General features: G+C 42.1%; 23 protein-coding genes. 22 read left to right on the top strand and 1 reads right to left on the bottom strand.

Features of this window, described 5'->3' with window-relative positions; genetic code table 11:
• The first annotated feature begins 59 nt into the window (after nt 1–59).
• From NST21_RS16405 to NST21_RS16315, 19 genes are all read left to right on the top strand, one after another.
• Entirely contained in the window at nt 60–2,264 is a 2,205-nt protein-coding gene (locus NST21_RS16405; protein ID WP_340890239.1) for a dihydroxy-acid dehydratase domain-containing protein, read from the top strand.
• Between the two features lie 61 nt (nt 2,265–2,325).
• Entirely contained in the window at nt 2,326–3,093 is a 768-nt protein-coding gene (locus tag NST21_RS16400; protein ID WP_057219004.1) for an IclR family transcriptional regulator, read from the top strand.
• A gap of 31 nt (nt 3,094–3,124) precedes the next feature.
• The gene (locus NST21_RS16395; protein ID WP_056520497.1) at nt 3,125–4,012 is read left to right on the top strand and encodes a fumarylacetoacetate hydrolase family protein; all 888 of its coding nucleotides are present in this window, start codon (nt 3,125–3,127) and stop codon (nt 4,010–4,012) included.
• An 11-nt stretch (nt 4,013–4,023) separates the two neighbouring features.
• Nucleotides 4,024–4,329 carry a UxaA family hydrolase gene (locus NST21_RS16390; RefSeq protein WP_053346444.1) on the top strand — a complete coding sequence of 102 codons (306 nt, stop codon included), beginning with the start codon at nt 4,024–4,026 and terminating at the stop codon, nt 4,327–4,329.
• 4 nt (nt 4,330–4,333) lie between these two features.
• The gene (locus NST21_RS16385; RefSeq protein WP_056520625.1) at nt 4,334–5,491 is read left to right on the top strand and encodes a UxaA family hydrolase; all 1,158 of its coding nucleotides are present in this window, start codon (nt 4,334–4,336) and stop codon (nt 5,489–5,491) included.
• Nucleotides 5,492–5,515: 24 nt separating this feature from the next.
• Complete coding sequence (gene gucD / locus NST21_RS16380) at nt 5,516–6,982, top strand: alpha-ketoglutaric semialdehyde dehydrogenase GucD (RefSeq protein ID WP_340892578.1); 1,467 nt, start codon at nt 5,516–5,518, stop codon at nt 6,980–6,982.
• Between the two features lie 67 nt (nt 6,983–7,049).
• Nucleotides 7,050–8,198, top strand: a complete 1,149-nt coding sequence (gene dgoD, locus NST21_RS16375; protein WP_340890236.1) for a galactonate dehydratase — start codon at nt 7,050–7,052, stop codon at nt 8,196–8,198.
• A gap of 19 nt (nt 8,199–8,217) precedes the next feature.
• Complete coding sequence (locus tag NST21_RS16370) at nt 8,218–9,126, top strand: dihydrodipicolinate synthase family protein (RefSeq protein ID WP_328116413.1); 909 nt, start codon at nt 8,218–8,220, stop codon at nt 9,124–9,126.
• Complete coding sequence (locus NST21_RS16365; protein ID WP_056520502.1) at nt 9,126–10,073, top strand: U32 family peptidase; 948 nt, start codon at nt 9,126–9,128, stop codon at nt 10,071–10,073. Before NST21_RS16370 ends, NST21_RS16365 begins: the two co-directional genes overlap by 1 nt.
• Before the next feature lie 75 nt (nt 10,074–10,148).
• The gene (locus tag NST21_RS16360; protein ID WP_340890232.1) at nt 10,149–11,108 is read left to right on the top strand and encodes a C-terminal binding protein; all 960 of its coding nucleotides are present in this window, start codon (nt 10,149–10,151) and stop codon (nt 11,106–11,108) included.
• Between the two features lie 14 nt (nt 11,109–11,122).
• Nucleotides 11,123–11,986, top strand: a complete 864-nt coding sequence (locus NST21_RS16355) for a fumarylacetoacetate hydrolase family protein (protein WP_340890231.1) — start codon at nt 11,123–11,125, stop codon at nt 11,984–11,986.
• A 23-nt stretch (nt 11,987–12,009) separates the two neighbouring features.
• Nucleotides 12,010–12,966 (top strand): sugar kinase, encoded by a 957-nt coding sequence (locus NST21_RS16350; RefSeq protein WP_340890229.1) that lies wholly within the window; start codon nt 12,010–12,012, stop codon nt 12,964–12,966.
• A 14-nt stretch (nt 12,967–12,980) separates the two neighbouring features.
• Nucleotides 12,981–13,613 (top strand): bifunctional 4-hydroxy-2-oxoglutarate aldolase/2-dehydro-3-deoxy-phosphogluconate aldolase, encoded by a 633-nt coding sequence (locus NST21_RS16345; RefSeq protein ID WP_053346437.1) that lies wholly within the window; start codon nt 12,981–12,983, stop codon nt 13,611–13,613.
• A 225-nt stretch (nt 13,614–13,838) separates the two neighbouring features.
• Nucleotides 13,839–14,654: an ATP-dependent sacrificial sulfur transferase LarE gene (larE, locus tag NST21_RS16340; RefSeq protein WP_053346436.1), complete on the top strand. Its 816-nt coding sequence runs from the start codon at nt 13,839–13,841 to the stop codon at nt 14,652–14,654.
• Entirely contained in the window at nt 14,651–15,418 is a 768-nt protein-coding gene (gene larB / locus NST21_RS16335) for a nickel pincer cofactor biosynthesis protein LarB (protein WP_340890227.1), read from the top strand. Before larE ends, larB begins: the two co-directional genes overlap by 4 nt.
• On the top strand, nt 15,399–16,280 hold the full coding sequence (locus tag NST21_RS16330) for a LarC family nickel insertion protein (protein WP_340890226.1): 882 nt from the start codon (nt 15,399–15,401) through the stop codon (nt 16,278–16,280). The genes larB and NST21_RS16330 overlap by 20 nt, the downstream gene beginning before the upstream one ends.
• A complete protein-coding gene (gene larC / locus NST21_RS16325; RefSeq protein WP_340890224.1) occupies nt 16,277–16,753 on the top strand; it encodes a nickel insertion protein in 477 nt (158 codons plus the stop codon). Before NST21_RS16330 ends, larC begins: the two co-directional genes overlap by 4 nt.
• A gap of 500 nt (nt 16,754–17,253) precedes the next feature.
• A complete protein-coding gene (locus tag NST21_RS16320; protein WP_157443803.1) occupies nt 17,254–17,412 on the top strand; it encodes a hypothetical protein in 159 nt (52 codons plus the stop codon).
• 4 nt (nt 17,413–17,416) lie between these two features.
• Nucleotides 17,417–18,178, top strand: a complete 762-nt coding sequence (locus NST21_RS16315) for an SDR family NAD(P)-dependent oxidoreductase (protein WP_056520517.1) — start codon at nt 17,417–17,419, stop codon at nt 18,176–18,178.
• Nucleotides 18,179–18,656: 478 nt separating this feature from the next.
• Here the strand turns inward: NST21_RS16315 and NST21_RS16310 are convergent, their stop codons facing one another.
• Nucleotides 18,657–19,574 carry a DMT family transporter gene (locus NST21_RS16310; protein WP_056520520.1) on the bottom strand — a complete coding sequence of 306 codons (918 nt, stop codon included), beginning with the start codon at nt 19,572–19,574 and terminating at the stop codon, nt 18,657–18,659.
• A 569-nt stretch (nt 19,575–20,143) separates the two neighbouring features.
• On the opposite strand from NST21_RS16310, the gene NST21_RS16305 reads away from it, so the two are divergent.
• The 3 genes from NST21_RS16305 to NST21_RS16295 all read left to right on the top strand — a co-directional run bounded on the left by NST21_RS16305 (nt 20,144) and on the right by NST21_RS16295 (nt 22,821).
• On the top strand, nt 20,144–21,100 hold the full coding sequence (locus NST21_RS16305; protein WP_340890221.1) for a sugar kinase: 957 nt from the start codon (nt 20,144–20,146) through the stop codon (nt 21,098–21,100).
• 67 nt (nt 21,101–21,167) lie between these two features.
• On the top strand, nt 21,168–22,187 hold the full coding sequence (locus NST21_RS16300) for a zinc-binding alcohol dehydrogenase family protein (protein WP_340890220.1): 1,020 nt from the start codon (nt 21,168–21,170) through the stop codon (nt 22,185–22,187).
• 13 nt (nt 22,188–22,200) lie between these two features.
• On the top strand, nt 22,201–22,821 hold the full coding sequence (locus NST21_RS16295) for a bifunctional 2-keto-4-hydroxyglutarate aldolase/2-keto-3-deoxy-6-phosphogluconate aldolase (protein ID WP_340890219.1): 621 nt from the start codon (nt 22,201–22,203) through the stop codon (nt 22,819–22,821).
• Nucleotides 22,822–22,826 lie beyond the last annotated feature (5 nt).

Genomic DNA, 22,826 nt, shown 5'->3' with positions numbered 1-22,826 from the left:
ACCCTTCTTTATTTCTTTTAATAGATTTCATTTGAAAATAGTGAAAAGGAGTGCTTTAAATGACTCACCTATATCCCCTCATTGATAACGAAGTTAACCCTTACCGAGATAACGTACAGGGAAAAGCAAATGAACCGATTACGGTCGCGGGTCTGCTTGACCGCTCCAAATTGACACTTGGTTCTACCTATGAAGGTGGCAAGCCGGACTGGACGCTGGAAGAAATTTATATGCGGCTTGAAAGAAATGCGCCGCGTATTGCGATTATCGGCGGTTCGTCCGATCACCCGGCGCACATTATGGATTACCAAACGTCCGCACGGGCAGCAATCCGCATCTGGCAAAATGGCGGTGTGCCGTTTCACTTCTCGACACCGGTAATGTGTGATGGAACTGCACAAAGCAATCAAGGGATGAGTTACTCACTTCAAAGCAGAAATGCGGTTGCACAAATGGTTGTTAATCAGCTTGAAGCTCACAGTTATCATGGTGCATTCGTTATTCAAGGGTGTGATAAACAGCCTCTTGGTGTTGTAAGCGCGCTCGCGCATGTCGACCGTGTGCGTCGCAACCGCGGTGAAGCGCCCTTTTTCGCGACATTCGCACCTGCTCACGTATTAGAAGGTGGTTCGATTCCTGCCGACGTGATAGAAGAATTGGAAGCACTGGCGAAAAAAGCGGAAAGTGAAGGTGTAGCTGATGTAGCGGTTGATTTACGTGATACGATGGCGTATATCTTGCAATGTTCATCGAATACTGCATTTCAGGGTGTATTCGAACGTGCATACGAACGTGGCATCTTGACGAAAGAACAGCATAAATATTTTGAAATGAGGCTTGCTGTGGCTACTTGTGATGGTCAGGGAGGCGTGTGTGCCTTTAACGGAACAGGAAATAGTTCACGTCATCTAGTTGCAGGCATGGGACTCGTTCATCCAGCAGTTGAGCTATTAACAGATCCACCATCACAGCGCCAGATTAACGCCGTGCTTGATAGCTTTTCTGTAATGATTAACGACGAGCGATACGGAGTGGCCAACATTGTCGCGACGAATATAAAAAATGCAATACGCATTCACAGCGCTTCGGGTGGTTCTACGAACTTAATGATGCATATCGTAGCTGCCATGTTATATGCAGGATACAAATTCAGCTTATGGGATCTTGACCGCATTCACCATTTACATCCGATTCCTGATTTATTTGATTACAGCTTGACTGAAGGACGTGACATTTATTCACTTGCAATGCAGTGTTGCAGTGGCACAAGCCGTGGGATGGAAACGCTTGTTTACGAACTTATTGAAAATGGTGTACCAATGGATCAGGATGCGCCAACAGTCGCCGCAAAAACGTGGAAAGAACGTCTTGCGATTACACGCAGCCTTCAGGCAGTAAATGTAAAGAATAATCAAGTTATTTTATCTACTCCACGCCGTGGATTCAGCGGTGTAGATGTATTAAAAGGAAACTTTTTTGAAAGTGCTGTTGTGAAAATTAGCGGGATGCCGACACCGCAGCTTAATCAGTTCAATGATAAGCTAGCATTCGTTCTTTATTACGAAAATGAAGATGATGCCAATAGAGGCCTGCTTGATTCAAGCCTGCTCTCGAAAATAAAAGAGCAAAAGCTGTTCGAGCATGATCATCTTCTTGCATCACTTAAATACAATAATGAGCCTGAATGGTCACGAATAAAAGATGCACCTTACGAGGAATTATTTGACGAGATGGCTGATCAAGGTACTTTGAAAATTGCCGTCATTATCGCAGGGCAGGGTCCCATTGCTTTCGGTATGCCGGAAATGTTTACACCGATGCAACATATTAATGCTAACCGTGTTATGAAAAAACTCGCAACAATCATTAGCGACGGCCGCTATTCGGGTGTCACTTACGGCGCCGCTATTGGTCATATGACACCAGAAGCATATGAAGATGGAGGCATTGGTTTCCTCCAAACGGGTGATGTTGTTCACCTTCAGCTTCGCGAGGGCCGCATTGATTTTGTCGATGCCGCTCAACTTCTTACCGGAAAGGTTGTGCATGAGTTTGAGGATTTTATAAAAGAAGAAAGACAATCATTGGTCACGGAACGTAAGCAACGAATGAAAAATCGTCAAAAAATGGTTGCGGCAAGCAACCGGATGTATGGACATACAGATGCGGCAAATGGGGTTGTACCAATCGCCGTCGTAGAAGATGCTGTACTTGATTATGAACAGGATATTTTGCTTCTGGAAAAAAACATAGTAATAAAGTAAGGAACGCTCGTCATAAATCCGATAAAATAAAGATAGACAGAAAATGAAGGAGTGAGGAACAATGCCTATCATCCAATCAGTGGAGCGCGCATTGAAAATATTGGATTTATTTGACGAGCGTGACAGGGAATTAACTATCACAGAAATAAGCAAACGAATGAATTTGCATAAAAGCACGGTTCATTCGCTTTTAAAAACCTTACAGCTGCATCAATATATTTCACAAGGTGAAGAAAATGGCAAATACTCTCTAGGTTTAAAGCTATTAGAGAGGGGGAGCGTGGTGGTGACCCATCTCGATTTGCGTAATGTCGCAAGAAAACATCTTGAATGGCTTTCCGAGACAACAAACTTAACGCTCCACCTCGTCATATTAGACGGGCAGGAAGGTGTATATATCGATAAAGTGGAAGGCAGAGGGGTTACGGTTTTGTATTCTCGTATTGGCCGCCGTGTCCCGATACATACAAGTGCAGTAGGTAAATCACTAGTGGCAACTAAAACCGATAGTGAACTAGATTTGCTCTTGGACGGCTATGTATATACAGGACCAACTGAAAGATCAATAAGGTCAAAAGAACAGTTCTTAGCTGAAATCGAAAAAGCACGTATTGCTGGGTATTCAATGGATAATGAAGAAAACGAACCAGGAATTTTCTGTCTGGCTGTCCCAATAAAAGATTATTCAGGCAAAGTAATAGCCGCTATGAGCGTATCGATGCCTTCATCGAAAGTAAATGAAGAAACACACGAGTATTATGTACGTATCTTAAAGGAATGCAGCAGTAAAATTTCGCAGGAGCTTGGATATGAATATCAAAAAATATAAAACGTGACTGCCATTTAGGAGGGACTAGCAAATGAGAATTATTCGCTATGTAAAAGAAAACGAGAAACAACTTGCTGCCGTGACAACCGAAAACAAGGTGGTGGATCTTCCGTTTATAGATTTTATGTCGTTGATTGAAACGGCACGTCAGAAAAACAAAACTGCGTTTGATATTGTAAAACAAATAGTTGCCGAAGAAGAAAAACAGCCATTAGAAGGTCTTAAATTAACAACGCCCATCGACGCACCAGAAGTATGGGCATCTGGTGTAACGTATAAAAAAAGCAAGGAAGCACGTAATTACGAAGCAACGCAAGGAAAGCTTGACCGCCAAACGTTCTATGACAAAGTTTATGATGCAGTGCGTCCCGAGATTTTCTTTAAATCGACTGCAGCAAGAACCGTAGGACCGAATGATCCAGTTTACTTACGTTCAGATTCACACTGGCAAATCCCGGAGCCAGAACTTGGTCTCGTCATCGACAAAGAAGGGACAATACTTGGATACATCGCAGGTAATGATATGAGCTGCAGGGACATTGAAGGTGAGAATCCACTTTATCTTCCACAGGCAAAAGTATGGAAAAATTCTTGCTCTATCGGACCGGCCATCTTATTAAAAGAGGCTGTTTCGGATCCATATGACCTTAAAATAATGTGCCGTATCTATCGAAATGAAGAAAAGGTATTTGACGGAGAAGCAAAAGTAAACCAACTGAAACGTAAACTGGAAGAGCTTGTGGAGTATTTAGTGTTAGATAACATTATTTTTGACGGAACAGTTCTGCTCACAGGTACATGCGTGGTTCCACCGAATGAATTTACATTGTATGACAACGATCGGATTGAAATTGAAATTCCAGGCATTGGAATTTTGAATAACCCCGTCATCCAAAGTAATGCCGTACAAACAATTTAAGGAGTGACAAAATGAGCGAATATAAAACCCTGTATTTAAGTAAGGAAGATAGTGTAGCTGTTGCCTTATCCGAAATTCCTGAAAAGACATCAGTGGTTGTGAAAGTAGGTCAAGATGACCTCGCTGTAACCGTAACCATTCTTGAACCGATTCGCTTTGGTCATAAGTTCGCAGTTAAAGCGATCGAACATGGAGCAGACATCATTAAATACGGTGAAGTCATCGGTGCAGCCTCCGCTTTTATTCCTGCTGGAGCACACGTTCATGTACACAATTTAGAAGGAAAAAGAGGAAGGGGTGACAAGATTGCAGAATGAAAAAATGCAGTTTTGGGGCTACCGCCGTCAGGATGGACGCGTAGGTGTCCGGAATCATGTTCTGATTTTACCGACGATTACTTGCGCAACGCAAACAGCTCAGCGCGTAACAGAGCTGGTAAGCGGAACAGTCACATTTATTCACCAGCATGGCTGTGCGCAAGTAGGCACTGATTATGATCAAACGGCCAGAACCTATGCGGGAATGGGTATGAATCCAAATGTATACGGTGTCATTGTACTTGGCCTTGGCTGTGAAACACATCAGGCGCATCGAATTGGAGATGAGATTGCCAAATGCGGCAAACCAGTCGAAACGGTGTCGATACAGGATCATGGCGGCACACTTCAAACCATTGCAGAAGTAGCTAAAATTGCAGTCAAAATGGTACAGGATGCCTCGATGGTACAACGAGAATTATGTGATTTTAGCGAGCTGATTGTCGGCACAGAATGCGGTGGGTCGGATGCATGCTCTGGATTATCGGCGAACCCGGCAGTCGGGCGTACGAGCGATTTGGTTGTCCAACAGGGGGGAACGGCTATTTTAGCAGAAACGACTGAACTCATCGGAGCAGAGCATTTGATAGCTAACCGGGCAGCAAACGACCAGGTAGCTAAAAAAGCTTATGCGGTTATTAAAATGATGGAAAACCGCTCGATTCAAATGGGCGTAGACATCCGCACCGGAAATCCAAGTCCGGGCAACATTGAGGGAGGTCTCAGCTCACTCGAAGAAAAATCACTAGGGGCTGCGACAAAATCAGGTACAACCCGGCTGGAGGAGGTCATTGATTATGCACAGGTACCGACGAAAAAAGGGCTCGTATGGATGGATACGCCTGGCCACGACATTGAACAATTGACGGGTATGGTCGCAGGCGGTGCCCAAATCGTTCTCTTTACAAGTGGACGAGGCACGCCAACTGGTTCTCCAATTGCACCTGTTATTAAAATTTCAACGAATACGCCAATGTTTGAGCGGATGAATGAAAATATGGATTTAAATGCAGGTACGATTGTCGATGGTATAGAAACCGTTGATGAAGTGGGCCGGCGCATTATGGATGAAATTCAACACGTTTCAAACGGAAAACTCACAAAAGCGGAAATATTAAAGCAACATGACTTTGGGATTTGGAGAATTGGACCAACATTTTAATATAAAAAGGAGCCAAAAACAATGATGTCAACTACATTTGCAACGAAAACATATAAAAATTTTATTAACAATGAGTGGGTAAACGCATCTTCTATGGAGACGATTAAAAGCATTAATCCGGCGGATAAAGAACCGGTTGGCTACGTTCAGAGCTCAACGGAAGATGACTTGAACAAAGCGGTAGTATCTGCGGATAAGGCGAAGAAAGCTTGGCGCAAGCTTGGGCAGTCTGCACGTGGCCAACTTCTTTTCAAAACGGCCAATATCTTAGAAGAAAACCTCGATGAAATTGCTGAAACAATGACCCGCGAAATGGGTAAAACATTACCCGAAGCAAAAGGCGAAACGGCACGAGGTGTTGCGATCTTACGTTACTATGCAGGGGAAGGAATGCGCAAAGATGGCGATGTTATTCCATCATCTGATAAAGATGCCCTTATGTTTACAAAACGTACACCACTTGGTGTTGTCGGCGTTATCACGCCATGGAACTTTCCAGTTGCGATTCCCATATGGAAAATGGCTCCGGCCCTTGTATATGGCAATTCAATCGTGTGGAAACCTGCTACGGAGGGAGCTGTTACAGCAGCGAAAGTGATGGAATGCTTCACAAAAGCCGGCTTCCCAGAGGGTGTTGTGAACTTCATTACCGGTACAGGATCTATCATCGGCCAAGGACTCATCGATCATCCGCTTTTAAATGCAATCACATTTACCGGTTCTGAAAGTGTCGGGCAAGGTGTAGCGAAGTCAGCTTCCGCGCGTGGCATTAAATATCAGCTTGAAATGGGTGGCAAGAATCCAGTTATCGTGACGAAAGATGCGAACATCGATCAAGCAGTCGAAGCAGTCATCAGCGGTGGATTTCGTTCTTCTGGCCAAAAATGTACAGCTTCAAGTCGTGTGGTCGTTGAATCAAAAGTCTATGATGAATTTAAACAAAAACTTGTAGACGCAGCTGCAAAAATTACCGTCGGCAATGGTCTACAAGAGGGTATTTGGATGGGTCCGTGTGCAAGCGAAAGCCAGTTTAATACGGTGAAAGAATACATTGAAAAAGGCAAGCAGGAAGGCGCAAAACTTATACATGGCGGCGAGATATTAACTGGCGGAGACTACGATAGGGGCTTTTTCATTACTCCAGCGATTTTTGAAGACGTCACGACGGATATGGTGATTGCACAGGAAGAAATTTTTGGACCAGTTATTGCACTTATAAAAGCAACCAATCTTGTCGAAGCAATTGACATGGCAAATAATACGAAATACGGATTGAGTGCATCGATCTTTACTTCAAATATTAGCTCAATTTTAGAATTCATCGATGAAATCGAAGTAGGGCTTGTCCGCATTAACGCAGAAAGCGCAGGCGTTGAGTTGCAAGCACCATTCGGCGGCATGAAGGCATCAAGCACAGGTTCTCGAGAGCAAGGTGAAGCGGCGAAAGAATTTTATACAGCATTAAAAACGGTTTATATTAAAGGTTCTTAACAAAAGAAAGAGAGGTTTTCATATTTGAAGATCTCTCTTCTTCCAAAAAAACATTGCGAGGTGCTTAATGAAAATCACAAAAATTTCTCTATTCAAAGTTCCACCCCGCTGGCTATTTTTAAAAATCGATACGGATGAAGGCATTTCTGGCTGGGGGGAGCCTGTCGTTGAAGGCCGTGCTGAAACGGTAAAAGCAGCAGTTAACGAACTGACCGATTATTTAATCGGGAGAAATCCGAACGACATTGAAGACATTTGGCAAACGCTTTATCGAGGGGGATTTTACCGAGGTGGCCCTATTTTAATGAGTGCCATTTCTGGCATTGAGCAGGCATTATGGGACATTAAAGGAAAATACTTTAACATTCCTGTATACCAAATGCTCGGGGGCAAAGCACGTGGAAAAATTAAAGTGTACTCGTGGGTCGGCGGCGATCGTCCAGTGGATGTCGTTGCTGCCGCAAAAGAAAAACAGAACGAGGGCTTTCTCGCTGTCAAAATGAACGCATCAGAAGAAATGAACTACATAGACAGCTTTTCGAAAGTAGAAGCGGTCATTGAACGCGTAGCGTCAATTCGGGAAGCGGTAGGGAAAGACTTTGGCATTGGTGTAGATTTTCACGGGAGGATTCATAAAACGATGTCAAAAACGATCGTGAAAGAACTCGAACCATACCGCCCAATGTTCATTGAAGAGCCGGTGCTGCCAGAAAATAATGAAGCACTTCGTGAGATTGCCTGGCACACGACGTGCCCGATTGCGACGGGTGAAAGGATGTATACTCGCTGGGGCTTTAAGCAGCTTCTTCAAGATGGCTATGTCGATATTATTCAGCCGGATCTGTCTCACACAGGTGGTATTTTAGAAGGGAAAAAAATTGCCGCGATGGCAGAAGCGTATGATGTAGCCATTGCGCCGCACTGTCCGCTCGGCCCAATGACACTCGCTTCATCGATTCATCTGGATGCTACGACGCCGAATTTCATTATTCAGGAGCAAAGCCTTGGTATTCATTACAACAAAGGGATGGATATTCTCGATTATGTTAAAAATTCTGAAATATTCGACTATGAAAATGGTTATGTGAACATTCCGGATAAACCGGGTCTTGGGTTAGAAATTGACGAAGAAAAAGTGAAGCAGGCAGCAGAAATAGGACATGATTGGAAAAACCCAATTTGGCGTCATGAAGACGGAAGTATCGCTGAATGGTAAAAAAAAGGAGGTCAAAACAATGAATTTTCATGGCATCATTCCGCCGGTAGTCACTCTTTTTGACGAAGCGGGAAATTTAGATATAGAGCTGAACAGAAGCTATATGGATCAATTAATTTCACGGAATATTGACGGTATTTTATTGATGGGAAGTTCAGGTGAGTTCTCATCACTTACAACAGAAGAACGAAAGCTATACGTACGCGAAATGATTAAGCACATTAACGGTCGAGTGCCGGTTATGGTTGGCGTTGGGCATACCGCATTAAAAGAGGTACATGAATTAACTTCTTATGCAGAAGAGCATGGAGCTGATGGGGTTCTTGTAGTCAACCCATATTACTGGAAACTGTCCGACGAACAATTATACCGTTATTATTCCAGCGTAGCTGATCACACAAATCTACAAGTGTTCATATATAACATTCCACTTTTAACAGGACAAAATATATCGGTAGAATTGATTAAAAGATTAGTAGTAGATCATTCAAATATTGCCGGTATTAAAGAAACGGTCAGTGATTTCGGCCACCTGCGGCAAGTCCTGACCGAAGTGAAAAAAGTTCGCAGTGATTTCCGCGTCTTTTCTGCATTTGATGAGCATTTGCTTCCAGCTCAAATGATTGGTGCAGCGGGTAGCATTAACGGAAGCGCTGTCTTTGCACCTGAAATATCCGTTGATTTATATAATTCATATCAAAAAGGTGATCTGGAAAAAGCACAGAAAAATCATCAAATGATTTCAAAGCTGATGGATATCTACACGTACGGACCGACATTTTTTACAGCCATGAAAGAAGCCGTTCATCAGCGCTGGTTTGACGTATCCGCTGGACACCGTGCTCCGTGTGATGTTTTCCCGGCTGATTTGCGTGACAAAGTAGCGGCTCTTTTAAAAAATATTGATATGAAAGAAGGTGTCCAATAATGAAAGAATCACGCGACTTGCTCGAGCAATTAGGCTACCCATCAACTGATCTTAAAGAACTTCCGACATCAACGAAAACATTTCCAGACGGGGCGCAATACCGCATTGAACTTCCAAGTGTAGAAGGTCCAGTTGCACTAAAAGAAACATTGAAAGAAATTGACCGCTTAGGCTTAACGATTCACAGAATATCTCAAGGAAGCGGCATCATGCTACAAACGGATGAAGAAATTAAAGAAATGTGTGAAATGACAGCAGAACGTGGCATGGAGCTTAGTTTGTTTGTCGGCCCCCGAGGTTCATGGGATGTCAGTGCGGGACCGCTTACACCTGGGGGCAAATCACAGGGGATACGCCATGAAGGTGCTGACCAGCTTGTTTATGCAATGGAAGATTTGAAAAGAGGAGCAGCTCTTGGTCTACGGGGTGCGTTAGTTGCAGATGAAGGACTTCTTCTTATGACGAAAGAAATGAAAAAGTACCGACAGTTGCCGGAAGATTTTGTTGTAAAAGTTTCGGTCCAAATGGGGTCAGCCAATCCAGTATCCGTTAAATTAATGGAAGACATCGGAGCGGATACGTACAACGTGCCACCTGCATTGACGCTTTCTAAACTTGCAGCGATTCGTCAAGCAATAGACATTCCAATTGATTTGTATGTCGAGGTACCGGATACATTTGGCGGCTTTTTGCGCTATTATGAAATACCGGAAATTATCCGTGTATTGGCGCCAGTTTACATCAAATTTGGTCTTCGTAATCACCCTGATGTATACCCATCTGGTAAACAATGGGAGAGTACGAACATCTCACTTGCACATGAACGTGTACGCCGTGCCGCAATTGGAATTCAAATGATTGAACGATATTATCCAGAAGCGAAAACATCGAAACTTGGTGCGGAAGGACTCGGAATTGCGAAAGTCGAAAAAGCAGCTGCGAAATAAATGATTTTCACCTGAAACGGGAGGAATCCCCCTGACCTAAAGGGGTTTATTACCATATGTGGGAGTGGAGTCTAAATGGCCTTTAAAATATTATTAACGGATTATGAATTTGAGAATTTGCAATATGAAGAAGACGTTTTTAAAGAAAGCGGATTGGACATTGATTTCATAAAAGCGCAATGCAAAACAGAAGAAGAAGTTATTGAGTTGGCAAAAGAAGTGGATGCGATTTTAAATCAATATGCTCCTGTCTCACGCCGTGTCATTGGATCACTTGAAAACACGAAAATCATATCCCGCTACGGTGTCGGCGTCAATACAATTGATCTCGATGCGGCGAAAGAAAAGGGGATTACTGTTGCCAATGTACCTGATTATGGCATGGAAGAAGTTTCGAATCATGCATTGGCGCTTTTGCTTTCATGGGCGCGCAAAGTGACGCTGTTAAACAATGAGGTAAAAAAAGGTAACTGGAACTTTAAAGCTTGTGTGCCGATTCATCGTTTTAACGAGCAAACGGTTGGGGTTCTTGGTTTTGGTCGTATTCCGCGTCGTTTCGTGGAAAAGGTGAAACCGCTCGGTTTTAAAACGGCTGCATACGATCCATTCGTATCGGCAGAAGATATGGCAGCCGTCGGCGTTCAAAAAATGAATCTCGAAGAAATTATTAGTGAAGCTGATTATTTGTCAGTACATGTACCGCTAATTGATGATACGTTTCATCTGATCAATGAGGAGCGCTTAAGACAAATGAAGAGAAATGCGGTCATCATTAACACAGCTCGTGGGCCGATAATCGATGAAAAAGCACTCGCTGAAGCACTTGAAAAAGGGATAATTGCAGGCGCCGCACTTGATGTTACAGAAGATGAGCCGGTCAGCATCGATAGCCCGCTTCTCAAAATGGACAATGTCATCATCACACCGCACAGCGCCTGGTATTCTGAGGAAGCGATGATTGAACTTCGTCAAAAAGCAGCGAAAAATATCGTTCAGGTCTTAAGCGGCGAAAAAACACCATACGCGTTGACGTAAGAAAGGATAAAAATATGAAAATAGCATCTTTTTCGGTAAAATCCGACCATCATATCGGCATCGTACAAGATGATCAAATCATAAGTTTAACGGCACTCGGTCCAGATGATTTTCCTGCTTGTATGAAAACGTTTATAGAACGAGGAAGCGAGTTGCGTAAACGTGCTGAACAGTTAATCGAGCAACGGGGTAATGACGATGCAAAATTCCCACTATCAGAAGTAAAATTCCTCCCACCGATCGCACAGCCGGAAAAAATCATTTGCGTCGGGCTGAACTATATAGATCATTGCAAGGAAACTGGAATGGAGCCGCCGGCTTCACCGGTCATTTTTTCAAAATATGCGAATGCGATTGTCGGTCAAAATGATGTTATTGAGATCCCAATTAATTCAAAAGAAGTCGATTTTGAAGCAGAGCTTGCGATTGTCATTGGAAAAAAAGCGAAAAATGTGTCAGAAGAAGAGGCGAATGACTACGTCTTTGGCTATACAATTATGAATGACATTAGCGCCCGGGATTTGCAATTTCAGGACGGCCAGTGGTCACGCGGCAAAACGGCAGACACATTTGCGCCAATAGGTCCTGTTGTCGTTACACATGATGAAGTGGGTGATCCACATGAGCTGGCGATTTCCCTTGAATTAAACGGAGAAATGATGCAGGATTCCAATACAAGTAACTTAATTTTTACCGTTCCGCAAATCATCTCATTTTTATCACAGTCCATGACGCTAAAGCCAGGTGATTTGATTGCAACTGGTACACCACCTGGCGTTGGAATGGGGCGTAATCCGAAAGTCTGGTTGAAAAACGGTGACCGGATGAACGTCAGTATTGAAAGGATCGGTACGCTTTCTAATCACGTTAAAGCCTAACATGAGAGAAAGAAGATGATGAAATGGATGTTGTAACAATCGGAGAAACGATGACAGTATTTACCCCGAATGAAGAAGGACCCCTTCGCCACGCCCGCTCTTTTTCAATGAAGTTCGGCGGTGCGGAATCCAATGTCGCGATCGGGTTAAGCCGTCTCGGTCACAGGTCACGCTGGATAAGCCGTCTCGGTGAGGATGAATTTGGCGATGCGATGCACTCGTTTATTCGCGGTGAAGGTGTCGATGTCTCATATGTAACACGAGATGCTAATGCGCCGACCGGAGTCTTTTTCAAAGAATTCAGGCGGCTAAATGATACGCGAGTCTATTACTACCGTAAAGATTCGGCGGCTAGCAAAATGACAGCAGAATTACTGCCGGAACATGCGATTCAAGACGCCTTTTACTTACACATTACCGGTATTACTCCTGCACTTGGTGAGTCGTGCCAGTTGCTCATAGACAAAGCGATCCGCATTGCCAAGGAAACCGGAACAAAAATCGTCTTCGATCCGAATATTCGGTTGAAAATATGGGCGGATGAAAATGAAGCGCGTCACTTCATTACAAAATACGCATCGGAAAGTGATATCGTCATGCCGGGTGTGGCCGAAGCTGAATTTTTATTCGGTTCCTACACACCGGAGCAGTTTATCGATCATTTTCATGAACTCGGTGTCGAAACAGTTTTGCTGAAATTGGGCAAAGAAGGTTCTCTAATTTCATCCCCGTCTGTACCGAAAACACACGTACCGGGATTTTTTGTAGATCGTGTCGTAGACCCAATCGGTGCTGGGGACGCTTTTGCATCTGGTGTACTCTCCGGCCTTCTTGATGGACTGGCGCTAGAAGAAGCTGCACGGCGCGGAAATGCCATGGGAGCAATGGTAACGATGGTAAATGGCGATGTAGAGGGTTTGCCGATACGTGACGACCTCGATTTATTTATGAGTGGCGGAGCAGAAGATGTGACTAGGTAGAAAGGTGGAAAAGAATGACTAAACTAGTAGAGCTGAAACAAGGGAAGCTAGTCGCCGTTATTCGTGGTGCACGTCCCGATCAAATTGTACCAATCGCTAGAGCCCTGAATGAAGGTGGGATCCGAACACTCGAAATTACAGTAGAAACACCCAAAGTTTGCGAGTTAATTGATAAAGTAAAAGAGGAGTTCGGCGATGATATCATAGTGGGTGCCGGTACAGTATTGGATCCAGAAACGGCTCGTTCGGTCATCATGGCTGGAGCGGAATTTATCTTTTCGCCAACCGTCAATATTGAAACGATTAAAATGGCAAAGCGCTATGGCATTATTAGCATCCCCGGTGCGCTTACACCAACGGAAATTTTGACAGCTTACGAGCATGGAGCCGACGTTATTAAAGTATTTCCGGCAGATGCACTTGGGGTTGGTTACTTTAAAAATCTTAAAGGTCCGCTGCCTCACATCCCTCTAATGCCGACTGGCGGTGTTAATTTGGATAACCTCGCTTCCTTTTTAAAGGCAGGTGCGGTCGCAGCGGGAATCGGCGGTTCTTTAATAAACCCAAAGAAATTGCTTTCAGAGGAAGATTACACTGAACTGGAAGAAACGGCCAAAAAATTCTCTGCTATTGTACAAAATAATTAGAGTAAGCCGAAGCTAATACGCGAGGCTTTATAGGGAAATAGGGATGAAATGAAACGTATAAAAAAACTGGATCCATTTCCACCTTCCCCATTTTGTCAATGGCACCTTAAAAAAATCCCTGTAGAGCTTCTGTTCAATCTTTATGTGGCCCATACAGGTGTTCCTGTTAGCGGTAAAAGAGGATAAAATTAGAATTGTTTTATCAAGAAAGGAGAACAATTTGGCATGATACAAGAAAAATACAAAAAACTTCAGGATATTCTTGTAAAGATGGAGACTGTTGTGGTCGCATTTTCAGGAGGGGTAGACAGCACATTTTTGCTTAAAGTTGCAATTGATACTTTGGGATATGACAACGTGTTAGCCATTACAGCGGATTCGGAAACTTATCCGTCGAGCGAGCTGGAAGAAGCCATTATGCTCTCAAAATGGATCGGTGCCAGCCATCGTGTCATTCAAACATCAGAGTTAGCCATTCCAGGATATACAGAAAATAACCAAAATCGCTGTTACTTTTGTAAAAGTAGTTTATTTGACCACTTGCTTCCTATTCTTGAAGATTATGAATTTAATAATATTATTTATGGGGTTATTGCCGATGATGCGAATGAATTTCGTCCAGGCATGAAAGCAGCAAAAGAAAAAGGCATCCGGGGACCTCTTCAAGAAGCGAATTTATTCAAAGAAGAAATAAGAGTGTTGTCTAAAGAAGTAGGTTTGCCAACTTGGGATAAACCATCATTTGCCTGCCTATCATCACGTATAGCCTACGGCGAAATCATTACGAAAGAAAAATTGACGAAAGTAGATAAGTCAGAGGCTTATTTAAAATCATTAGATATTCACCAGGTGCGTGTTCGGACCCATGAGGATACCGCCCGTATAGAAGTAGATCCTGCTGATATGCCACTTGTGCTTGAATATCACGTTTTAATTACGAAACGTCTGAAGCAATTTGGTTATAAATATGTCTCTTTGGATCTCACGGGCTATACAAGCGGGAGTATGAATTTAGCGCTTAAAAAGGAAGAAATGGTATGATTGACGATATTCTAGAGCAGGTACAAAATGGTACATTGACAGCAGCGGAAGCAAAAACAAAACTTGCATCCTATGAAAATTTAGGGTTTGTAAAAATTGATCATCATCGTAAAAAAAGACAAGGCTTTCCCGAAATTGTATTTGGAGAAGGGAAAACAGCAGAACAAATTTTAACGATTGTTCAATCGTTACGGGCAAGGAATGATTCTGTACTAGTGACACGTATTTCTCGAGAAAAAGCGTTATTTGTACAAAAAGAATGTCGGGACTTTGAGTACAACGAGATTGCACGGACACTCGCATGGGTTAAAGAAAAGAAGAAAACTAATGGTTCATATATCGCGATTGTGTGTGCTGGGACATCGGACTTGCCCGTTGCGGAAGAAGCAGCCGTCACGGCCGAAACTTTAGGTATTCCAGTCAGGCGTATTTACGATGTGGGTGTCGCAGGGCTGCACCGACTTCTTGATAATATAGACGAAATACGAAATGCGACTGTTTCGGTATGCGTCGCGGGAATGGAGGGAGCGCTTCCGAGCGTGCTAGGAGGCCTTGTCATGAATCCGATTATTGCTGTGCCAACAAGTGTTGGATATGGTGCGAATTTCAACGGATTATCGGCACTTTTATCGATGCTCAATTCATGCGCATCAGGTGTAAGCGTTGTCAACATTGATAATGGATTTGGTGCGGCATACAACGCAGCGCTCATTTACAAACTCGTACATAAAAAGGAGGTCAATGATGAGGACATTATATTTTGACTGTTTTTCTGGCATAAGCGGCGACATGGTAATTGGTGCTTTAATTGATGCAGGTGCCGATCCTTTTCAAATGGAAGAAGAGTTAAAAAAGCTAAATATAGAAGAAGAATATACTCTGTCCTGGGAAAAAGTTGTCAAAAATGGTATTACCAGTACAAAATTTGATGTCATTCTTTCCAGAAAACCGGAGCACCTTCATGAACACATCCATAGTCATGAACGCCATCACCATCACGAACATAATCACTCCAACGACCATAGCCATGATCACGAGCAAAGTCATATTCTTGATCACAATGAACATAGTCACTCCAACAGTAATAGCCATGAACACCATCATCATCATGATCACCGCACATACAAACAAATTGTCGAGATAATCAATGAGGCTAACTTTAATGCATCGGTTAAGAACATGTCACTTGCTATTTTTAAGAAGATTGGTGAAGCTGAAGGGCACATCCACGGGCTTCCCCTCGAGAAAGTTCACTTTCACGAAGTAGGAGCGGTTGATTCGATTATAGATATAATTGGAGCAGCAATTTTAATCAATCAACTCGGTATTCAATCGGTACTTTCATCAGCCATCCCAACGGGGTCTGGACATATTCATATTGATCACGGTATATACCCGGTTCCTGCACCTGCTACACTGGAAATATTAAAAGGTGTACCGATTGCCGCAAGCGATATTCGATCGGAATTGGCTACGCCCACAGGGGCTGCAATCGCAGCTGTTTTAGCAGAATCATTTTGTCCGCTCCCGACCATGACTGTCGAATCAATCGGCTATGGTGCGGGAACAAAAACATTTAAAAATCATCCGAACGTCCTTCGCATTATCATAGGAGAGATGCAATGAACCACCCACCTGATCACGAGCATATCGATGACCAAATGATCAAAATGGAAGTTAATCTAGATGATATTTCCGGTGAATGGCTAGGCTATGTAATGGATTTGCTGTTTGAATCAGGGGCAAATGATGTTTTTTACACGCCGATTTTTATGAAAAAAAATCGACCGGGAGTATTGTTGCAGCTTCTCTGTTCACAACAGATGATTCCCGAAATGAAAAAGATATTATTTGCTGAAACAACGACTCTTGGTATCCGCTACTATCCGCTTTCGGTGCACAGGCTTGAACGCTCATTTTCTAAAGTACATTCACTATGGGGCGCGGTAACGGTAAAGAAAGGGGTATATGGCGGGCAGCTCGTGCAACAAGCACCTGAATTTGAGGACTGTCGGAAAATTGCTGTTGAGAACAATATACCACTTAAACAAGTGTATGAAGAAGTATGGAAGTGTCTTGGGGAGGAGAAAGAAAATTGAGTCTTGTGTCTTCTTACATTGGATTCTTATTAGGGAAAAAACATTCATTAGTACCGGAGAATGTTATTGCAGTGGCAACTACAGCAGGCAATAAGAAAAAAATATTGCGGTCCTCACTTACGGGCGTGTATTGGGGATTCGGCCATACTTGTACTCTGTTCCTGCGTTGTATTAGGCTAGTAATACTTGGACCGAGCTGTTTTTTTACATACCGTCAGAATATCAGGCACGATCATGAGCATGAGTAACTTGTTTTCTCCTTAAAAAGGAAAGCAGGGTAATACAGACTGTCGGTAACGTCCAGGCAGTCTCTTTTTATATTTATTTATTAAGATTGTCGATAAGTACACATTACTGGGAAGCCTTCATCAAGGTAAAGATTTTTTCTGGTCTGGTACAGACATGGTGATTTATTTTGGAAAGCACCCAATAGCAAAAACCCCTCGTGCTATGTGCCATGAGTTCAGAACGACGACGAGATGCTTTCAGTCGGGGGGACTTTGAAATGCCATTCCCTTAATGCAACAGGAATGATTGTGGTTGCGCCATTCATTTCAAAGAAATTGCCGCTTGAAGAAATTGTGAAGGATTTTGGATTAATGAAGATCCCGAATGTATCTTTAAAGATATTATTTGGCCGGATTAAACGAAAGAGGTGAAGGTATGGTAGTCAATTTATTTGGATTAGAGGGAAAAGTTGCAGCGGTGACAGGGGCTACAAGAGGAATAGGACGTTCTATGGCTATAGCATTAGCAGAAGCGGGTGCAGACATTGCATTACTTCAGCGTTCGGTTGAACAAGTTGATGTAAAGTACGAAATTGAAAACTTAGGAAGAAAATGCTTGATTATTCCCTGTGATTTAGAAGATTTGAATCAAGTAAAGGAAGCAATTCCTAGTGTCGTCGCGCATTTTGGAAAGATTGATATTCTAGTTAATAATGCTGGTATTCAGCGCCGCTCACCTTCAGTCGATTTTCCAGAATCAGATTGGGATGATGTGATCCAGGTAAATTTAAAAACCGTTTGGCTTTTATGTCAGATGGCAGGTCGCTATATGGTACCGCAAAGAAGTGGGAAGATCATAAATATGGCCTCTCTGCTCTCATTTCAAGGGGGATTAACCGTCCCAGCGTATGCAGCAGCCAAAGGTGGAGTAGCACAGCTAACAAAAGCGTTGTCTAATGAATGGGCACAATACAATGTGAATGTAAATGCCATTGTTCCAGGTTATATAGCAACAGATATGAATGAGGCTCTAATCAATGATGCTGCAAGAAACAGGCAAATACTTGAACGAATTCCAGCGGGGCGCTGGGGAAACTCGGAAGATTTTAAGGGGGCTGTTGTATTCTTAGCTTCAGAGGCAGCAGGTTATGTTCATGGTCATTTATTATCTATTGATGGCGGTTGGTTAGGCCGATAATCTACAAATGTGTTATTTCTGGCGAAAATTAAAATTTTTGTAGAAAGACAGTTAAGTATTTGCTTAACCCGTTTTAGAATCCTAATAAAATTATGATTTTGTAATTAAACTAGAAGAGCTGAAAAATAGGATATTATTGAGATGAAGTTATATTTCCAGAAGATTTATAAATAAAGGATGGCTCAAAAATCAGTATAATTATTTTCCTCATGTTAAAAATTCTTGAAAAAATTACCTGCAGAATGAATCCGCAATAAATATTAAATATCCGGGGGTACATAATACGTAAATTTGAATTGCATAGCATTTTGAGACCATATAAAACACTTCCAATGTATGTACATTATTAATTGTACCATTTTGGAAGGTTAATGGTCTCTCAACTTTTAAGGTTAGCCCACCAGCCCCCTCTTGTATAAGTTCGCAGTCTGTTCATGGATTATAGACTAGCAAAATCTTCAATGTAAGTTGATTGCAACTATGCAGATATACCTTTATTTTTTCTCTGAAGAATCCATATTTCTAATGCCCCTGAGCCAAGCAAGACTCCTGAAATAATGAAGATAAGGCCCAAGAAATGTGCAGGCACAATAGCTTCATTAAGAAAAATGGCTGCCCCGACTAAAGAAAATAAGGTGTTTAAATTAAGAAATATAGAGGATTCGGCCGCACCAACCTGACCAATGGCGTAATTATAGCCCATATGCCCAAGTGCTGTGGCAATCACTGCTGAGAAAATGAAACCTACCCATATGGAAGGTGGAGCAGAAGCAAGTAATGCTAAGCCATCTGGTTCCTTCCATAAGCTGATGGCGAAAAGAATAAAAGATCCAATTAACATCATATAGCCGGTTAATAGGCGTGGATCCATTGTTTTTGAAGCTTGATTAATCAAAATAAAACTTAACGCTTGTGAAAGAATGGAGAGTAAGATATCCACATCTCCCAGATTAATAGAATGAATACCACCGCTTCCTGCCAAAACGGTAAAACTCACACCAAGAGCACCACAAATAAAACCAAGAAATCGGATGATAGTCGGCTTTTTACGAAAAAATATCATAGATAAAATGACTGTTAAAATTGGCCCCATGCCCAAAATCAATCCAGTATTTGTAGCGGACGTTTTTGATAACCCTTCAGCTAAAAAATAATGATGAAAAACGACGCTCAAAAGTGCCCCTCCGAAAACGTAGAAAAGTTCGTTTTTTTTAGGGAGACGTATTAGACCAAGAAAGTAGAGGATAAGGCAAACTATCAAAGAAGCCGTAAAAATTCTTAAAGAGGTAATTGTCACAGGTTGAGTATGCTCAACTAAAATTTTAATAACAGATACGTTTAACCCCCAAGTAATCATGATTCCGATAAGTAAGATGTAGATTTTTAAAGAGCTCATTCAAAACAACCTTTCAAACATATTTAACAATTGATATATTATACAACTATCTCCAAATTAATAGCAAAAAAGTAAATTTCGATAGTATCAATAGGGGGAAGGGGAAAATCGAAACTGCTAATCATATAGAACCTATGTAGCACATGTGTGGAATGAAGGGGGAATGGTTAAAAGATTATAGATTATGGAAATGATAGTGTGTAAGAAATACTAACTTAAGTTGTCTTGTTCAGATTTTCCCAAAATAAATCCATATGGATCCTCTGGCAGAGTTACCAAGAGGAGTGAAAAGTATTGAACTAAGCTTTTTATGTAGAGTTTCTTGGGAATATATAGGTATATTTGGTAATGTGTAGGGTTTAATGGTGTGGAAAATTCACGAATAGAAATAAAATTACAAATTATTAAATTTTTCTATTGTTTTTGGTAGGGTTTTCAATTACAATTTCCTTATGATTTACCAAACCGGTTTAGTAAATTACTAAATCGATTTACCTTAAAAGGAAAGTTGGATATGATCAAATATATTACCTTTTATTTGTGAATGTTCGAAAAAAGGAGGTACTGTATTGTCATCAAAATTTGGTGTTTTAACACTGGGTGACGCCATGATTACGTTAAACCCAGAAGAAACTGGGCCTTTAAGATTCGTGAACAGATTTGAGCGAAAAGTAGGAGGGGCTGAACTGAATTTTGCCATTGGTTGTGCTCGGCTTGGTATGAGGGCAAAGTGGTTAAGCCGTTTGGGCAAGGATGAGTTTGGTCGTGTTATTTATAATTTCGCACGTGGGGAAGGGGTGGATATGAGTGATGTTGCCTTTGTAAATGGTTATCCAACATCCCTAAATTTCAAAGAAATTCGAGAGGATGGTTCCGGAAAGACTTTTTATTATCGCTATCAGTCACCCATATTAACTCTAAAACCGGAAGATATCACAGATCGGATGTTTGAAGATATTGACCTTGTCCATCTCACTGGTGTTTTTTTGGCTATAGATCCTAAAAATGTAGATATTGCTAAGAGGGTTATGGAAATCGCTAAACAAAAAGATATCCCTGTCTCATTTGATCCGAATATCCGCCTAAAGCTATGGTCTATCGAAGAAGCGAGATCTGTTTATTTAGAAGTTTTTCCATCTGTTGATATTTTGCTAACAGGTCTAGACGAAATACGATTGATTATCGGGATTGACTCTGAAGAATCATTGGCGGAATTCGCAAATGTAAATAATATAGATCAGCTTGTCATCAAGGACGGGGAAAATGGCTCAAAACTATATACAAATAGTGTTTGGCATAAAAAAGAAGCATTCCCTGTTACCCCGATAGACACTGTTGGTGCGGGAGATGGCTTTGATGCCGGCTATATATACGGATATCTTCATGGTTTATCTATCGAAGAACGATTGGAATTCGCAAATGGCGTTGGAGCTCTTGTAACGACTGTTTCGGGAGATAATGAGGGGTTACCCTATTTGGAAGAGGTATGGCCTTTCATACAGAGTGAAACTGTTATTGAAAGGTAAGGTAATGAAGAAACAAGGTATCAATAGCGGCATATGGATATGAATTTCTTACAAAGTAGGTGGGGAAATGAAAGCGGTTCAAGTACGAAAAGCACATGAACTTGTTATTCAAGAAGTAGAAAAACCCGAGATTTCGAACTCAACAGATGTCCTTGTTAAAGTTAAAAGAGTCGGGATTTGTGGATCTGATATGCATATCTACCATGGTACAAACCCTCTTGCTACATTGCCCCGAGTTGTTGGACATGAGGTAGCGGGAGAAGTTGTGGAGATTGGTCAAGATGTCACAGGTATTAAAGTAGGGGACCACGTGGTTATTGAGCCTATCAGTTATTGTGGAGAGTGTTATGCTTGCCGTAAAGGTCGCCAAAATGTATGCGAAACATTGTCTGTATTTGGTGTACATGAAGATGGTGGGATGAGGGAATGGTGTGTTCTTCCCGAAAAACAACTACATGTTGTGGATTCCGCTTTAGCTTGGGAAGAAATAGTATTAGCTGAACCTTATACAATCGGTGCACAAGCGGTTTGGAGAGGAGAAGTAGAGAAAGGCGACACAGTACTTATTCAAGGAGCAGGTCCTATTGGGATTTGTATATTAAAGATGGCTAAGCTTCAAGGGGCATCGGTAATGATCACGGATTTAAGTGATGAGCGCTTGGCTTTTGCTAAAGTAAGTGGCGCTGATATTACCGTTCATGCGGGCAGTGAAGATGTTCAACAGCGTGTACAGGAATGGACGAATGGCGAAGGTGCCAATGTTGTCATTGATGCCGTATGTTTGCCCATGACTTTTGAATTGTCCTTTGATGTAGTTTCTACTGCAGGACGGATAGTCGTGCTAGGTTTTGATGAGCGAACTGCAGCGGTTTCCCAGCTTCCAATCACTAAAAAGGAAGTTTCGGTGAAAGGTTCTAGATTGCAAACCAACCAGTTCCCAAAAGTAGTGAAACTGTTAAATGAAGGTAATCTACGACATGAAGGTTTAGTTACACATACATTTTCCCTTGATGATGTCCAAAAAGCATTTAATTTTGTTGAAAACCATCCAGAGCAGGTTCGAAAAGCGATCATCGTATTTAATTAAGGGGGTTGACGTAATGGATAAACATTCAATAATTCACCAAATAACGGAAACGAAAGTTGTAGCTGTTATCCGGGGACAGGATGCAGAGGAAGCGGCACAACTGTCTAAAGCAGCTGTTGAAGGTGGTATACGGTCAATCGAATTGACTTATACAACACCACAAATTCAAGAAGCTTTCAAAGAACTGCAAAATACAGATGCTCTTATAGGAGCAGGTTCGGTATTGGATTCTGAAACAGCTCGCCATGCCATTTTAGCTGGTGCCAGTTTTATTGTGAGTCCCTATTTTGTTGAAGAAGTTGCTATCCTTTGTAATCGATATGGCATTCCGTATATGCCTGGTTGTATGACAATTCGAGAAATGGCTACAGCTCTTGAAGCAGGTTGTGATGTTCTGAAACTATTTCCGGCAAACCACTTTGAACCTTCTTTCATCAAGTCCGTTAATGGTCCGCTACCTAATGTAAGGATTATGCCAACCGGCGGAATTAATTTGGACAATATGAAGGACTGGCTGAATGCAGGTGCAGTAGCTGCAGGAATCGGTAGTGACTTAAACAAAGCCTATAAGAGCGGTGGCTATGAAGCCGTAGTTGAATTAAGTAGAAAATACATGCAGAAAATTGCAGAATAATGGGG

The sequence above is a fragment of the Peribacillus sp. FSL K6-1552 genome (genome assembly GCF_038005205.1).
Classification (GTDB): Bacteria; Bacillota; Bacilli; order Bacillales; family DSM-1321; genus Peribacillus; species Peribacillus butanolivorans.
This window is presented reverse-complemented; position numbering and strand designations above follow the sequence as displayed.

Excerpts from the sequence above, each read along its gene's own strand:
- gucD (WP_340892578.1), top strand. The coding sequence starts at position 5,516 with ATGTCAACTACATTTGCAACGAAAACATATAAAAATTTTATTAACAAT.
- NST21_RS16365 (WP_056520502.1), top strand. The coding sequence starts at position 9,126 with ATGAAAGAATCACGCGACTTGCTCGAGCAATTAGGCTACCCATCAACT.
- NST21_RS16370 (WP_328116413.1), top strand. The coding sequence starts at position 8,218 with ATGAATTTTCATGGCATCATTCCGCCGGTAGTCACTCTTTTTGACGAA.
- NST21_RS16405 (WP_340890239.1), top strand. The coding sequence starts at position 60 with ATGACTCACCTATATCCCCTCATTGATAACGAAGTTAACCCTTACCGA.
- NST21_RS16330 (WP_340890226.1), top strand. The coding sequence starts at position 15,399 with ATGAGGACATTATATTTTGACTGTTTTTCTGGCATAAGCGGCGACATG.
- dgoD (WP_340890236.1), top strand. The coding sequence starts at position 7,050 with ATGAAAATCACAAAAATTTCTCTATTCAAAGTTCCACCCCGCTGGCTA.
- larE (WP_053346436.1), top strand. The coding sequence starts at position 13,839 with ATGATACAAGAAAAATACAAAAAACTTCAGGATATTCTTGTAAAGATG.
- NST21_RS16315 (WP_056520517.1), top strand. The coding sequence starts at position 17,417 with ATGGTAGTCAATTTATTTGGATTAGAGGGAAAAGTTGCAGCGGTGACA.
- NST21_RS16400 (WP_057219004.1), top strand. The coding sequence starts at position 2,326 with ATGCCTATCATCCAATCAGTGGAGCGCGCATTGAAAATATTGGATTTA.
- NST21_RS16385 (WP_056520625.1), top strand. The coding sequence starts at position 4,334 with ATGCAGTTTTGGGGCTACCGCCGTCAGGATGGACGCGTAGGTGTCCGG.
- NST21_RS16360 (WP_340890232.1), top strand. The coding sequence starts at position 10,149 with ATGGCCTTTAAAATATTATTAACGGATTATGAATTTGAGAATTTGCAA.
- NST21_RS16300 (WP_340890220.1), top strand. The coding sequence starts at position 21,168 with ATGAAAGCGGTTCAAGTACGAAAAGCACATGAACTTGTTATTCAAGAA.
- NST21_RS16310 (WP_056520520.1), bottom strand. The coding sequence starts at position 19,574 with ATGAGCTCTTTAAAAATCTACATCTTACTTATCGGAATCATGATTACT.
- larC (WP_340890224.1), top strand. The coding sequence starts at position 16,277 with ATGAACCACCCACCTGATCACGAGCATATCGATGACCAAATGATCAAA.
- NST21_RS16295 (WP_340890219.1), top strand. The coding sequence starts at position 22,201 with ATGGATAAACATTCAATAATTCACCAAATAACGGAAACGAAAGTTGTA.
- larB (WP_340890227.1), top strand. The coding sequence starts at position 14,651 with ATGATTGACGATATTCTAGAGCAGGTACAAAATGGTACATTGACAGCA.
- NST21_RS16345 (WP_053346437.1), top strand. The coding sequence starts at position 12,981 with ATGACTAAACTAGTAGAGCTGAAACAAGGGAAGCTAGTCGCCGTTATT.
- NST21_RS16395 (WP_056520497.1), top strand. The coding sequence starts at position 3,125 with ATGAGAATTATTCGCTATGTAAAAGAAAACGAGAAACAACTTGCTGCC.
- NST21_RS16350 (WP_340890229.1), top strand. The coding sequence starts at position 12,010 with ATGGATGTTGTAACAATCGGAGAAACGATGACAGTATTTACCCCGAAT.
- NST21_RS16390 (WP_053346444.1), top strand. The coding sequence starts at position 4,024 with ATGAGCGAATATAAAACCCTGTATTTAAGTAAGGAAGATAGTGTAGCT.
- NST21_RS16355 (WP_340890231.1), top strand. The coding sequence starts at position 11,123 with ATGAAAATAGCATCTTTTTCGGTAAAATCCGACCATCATATCGGCATC.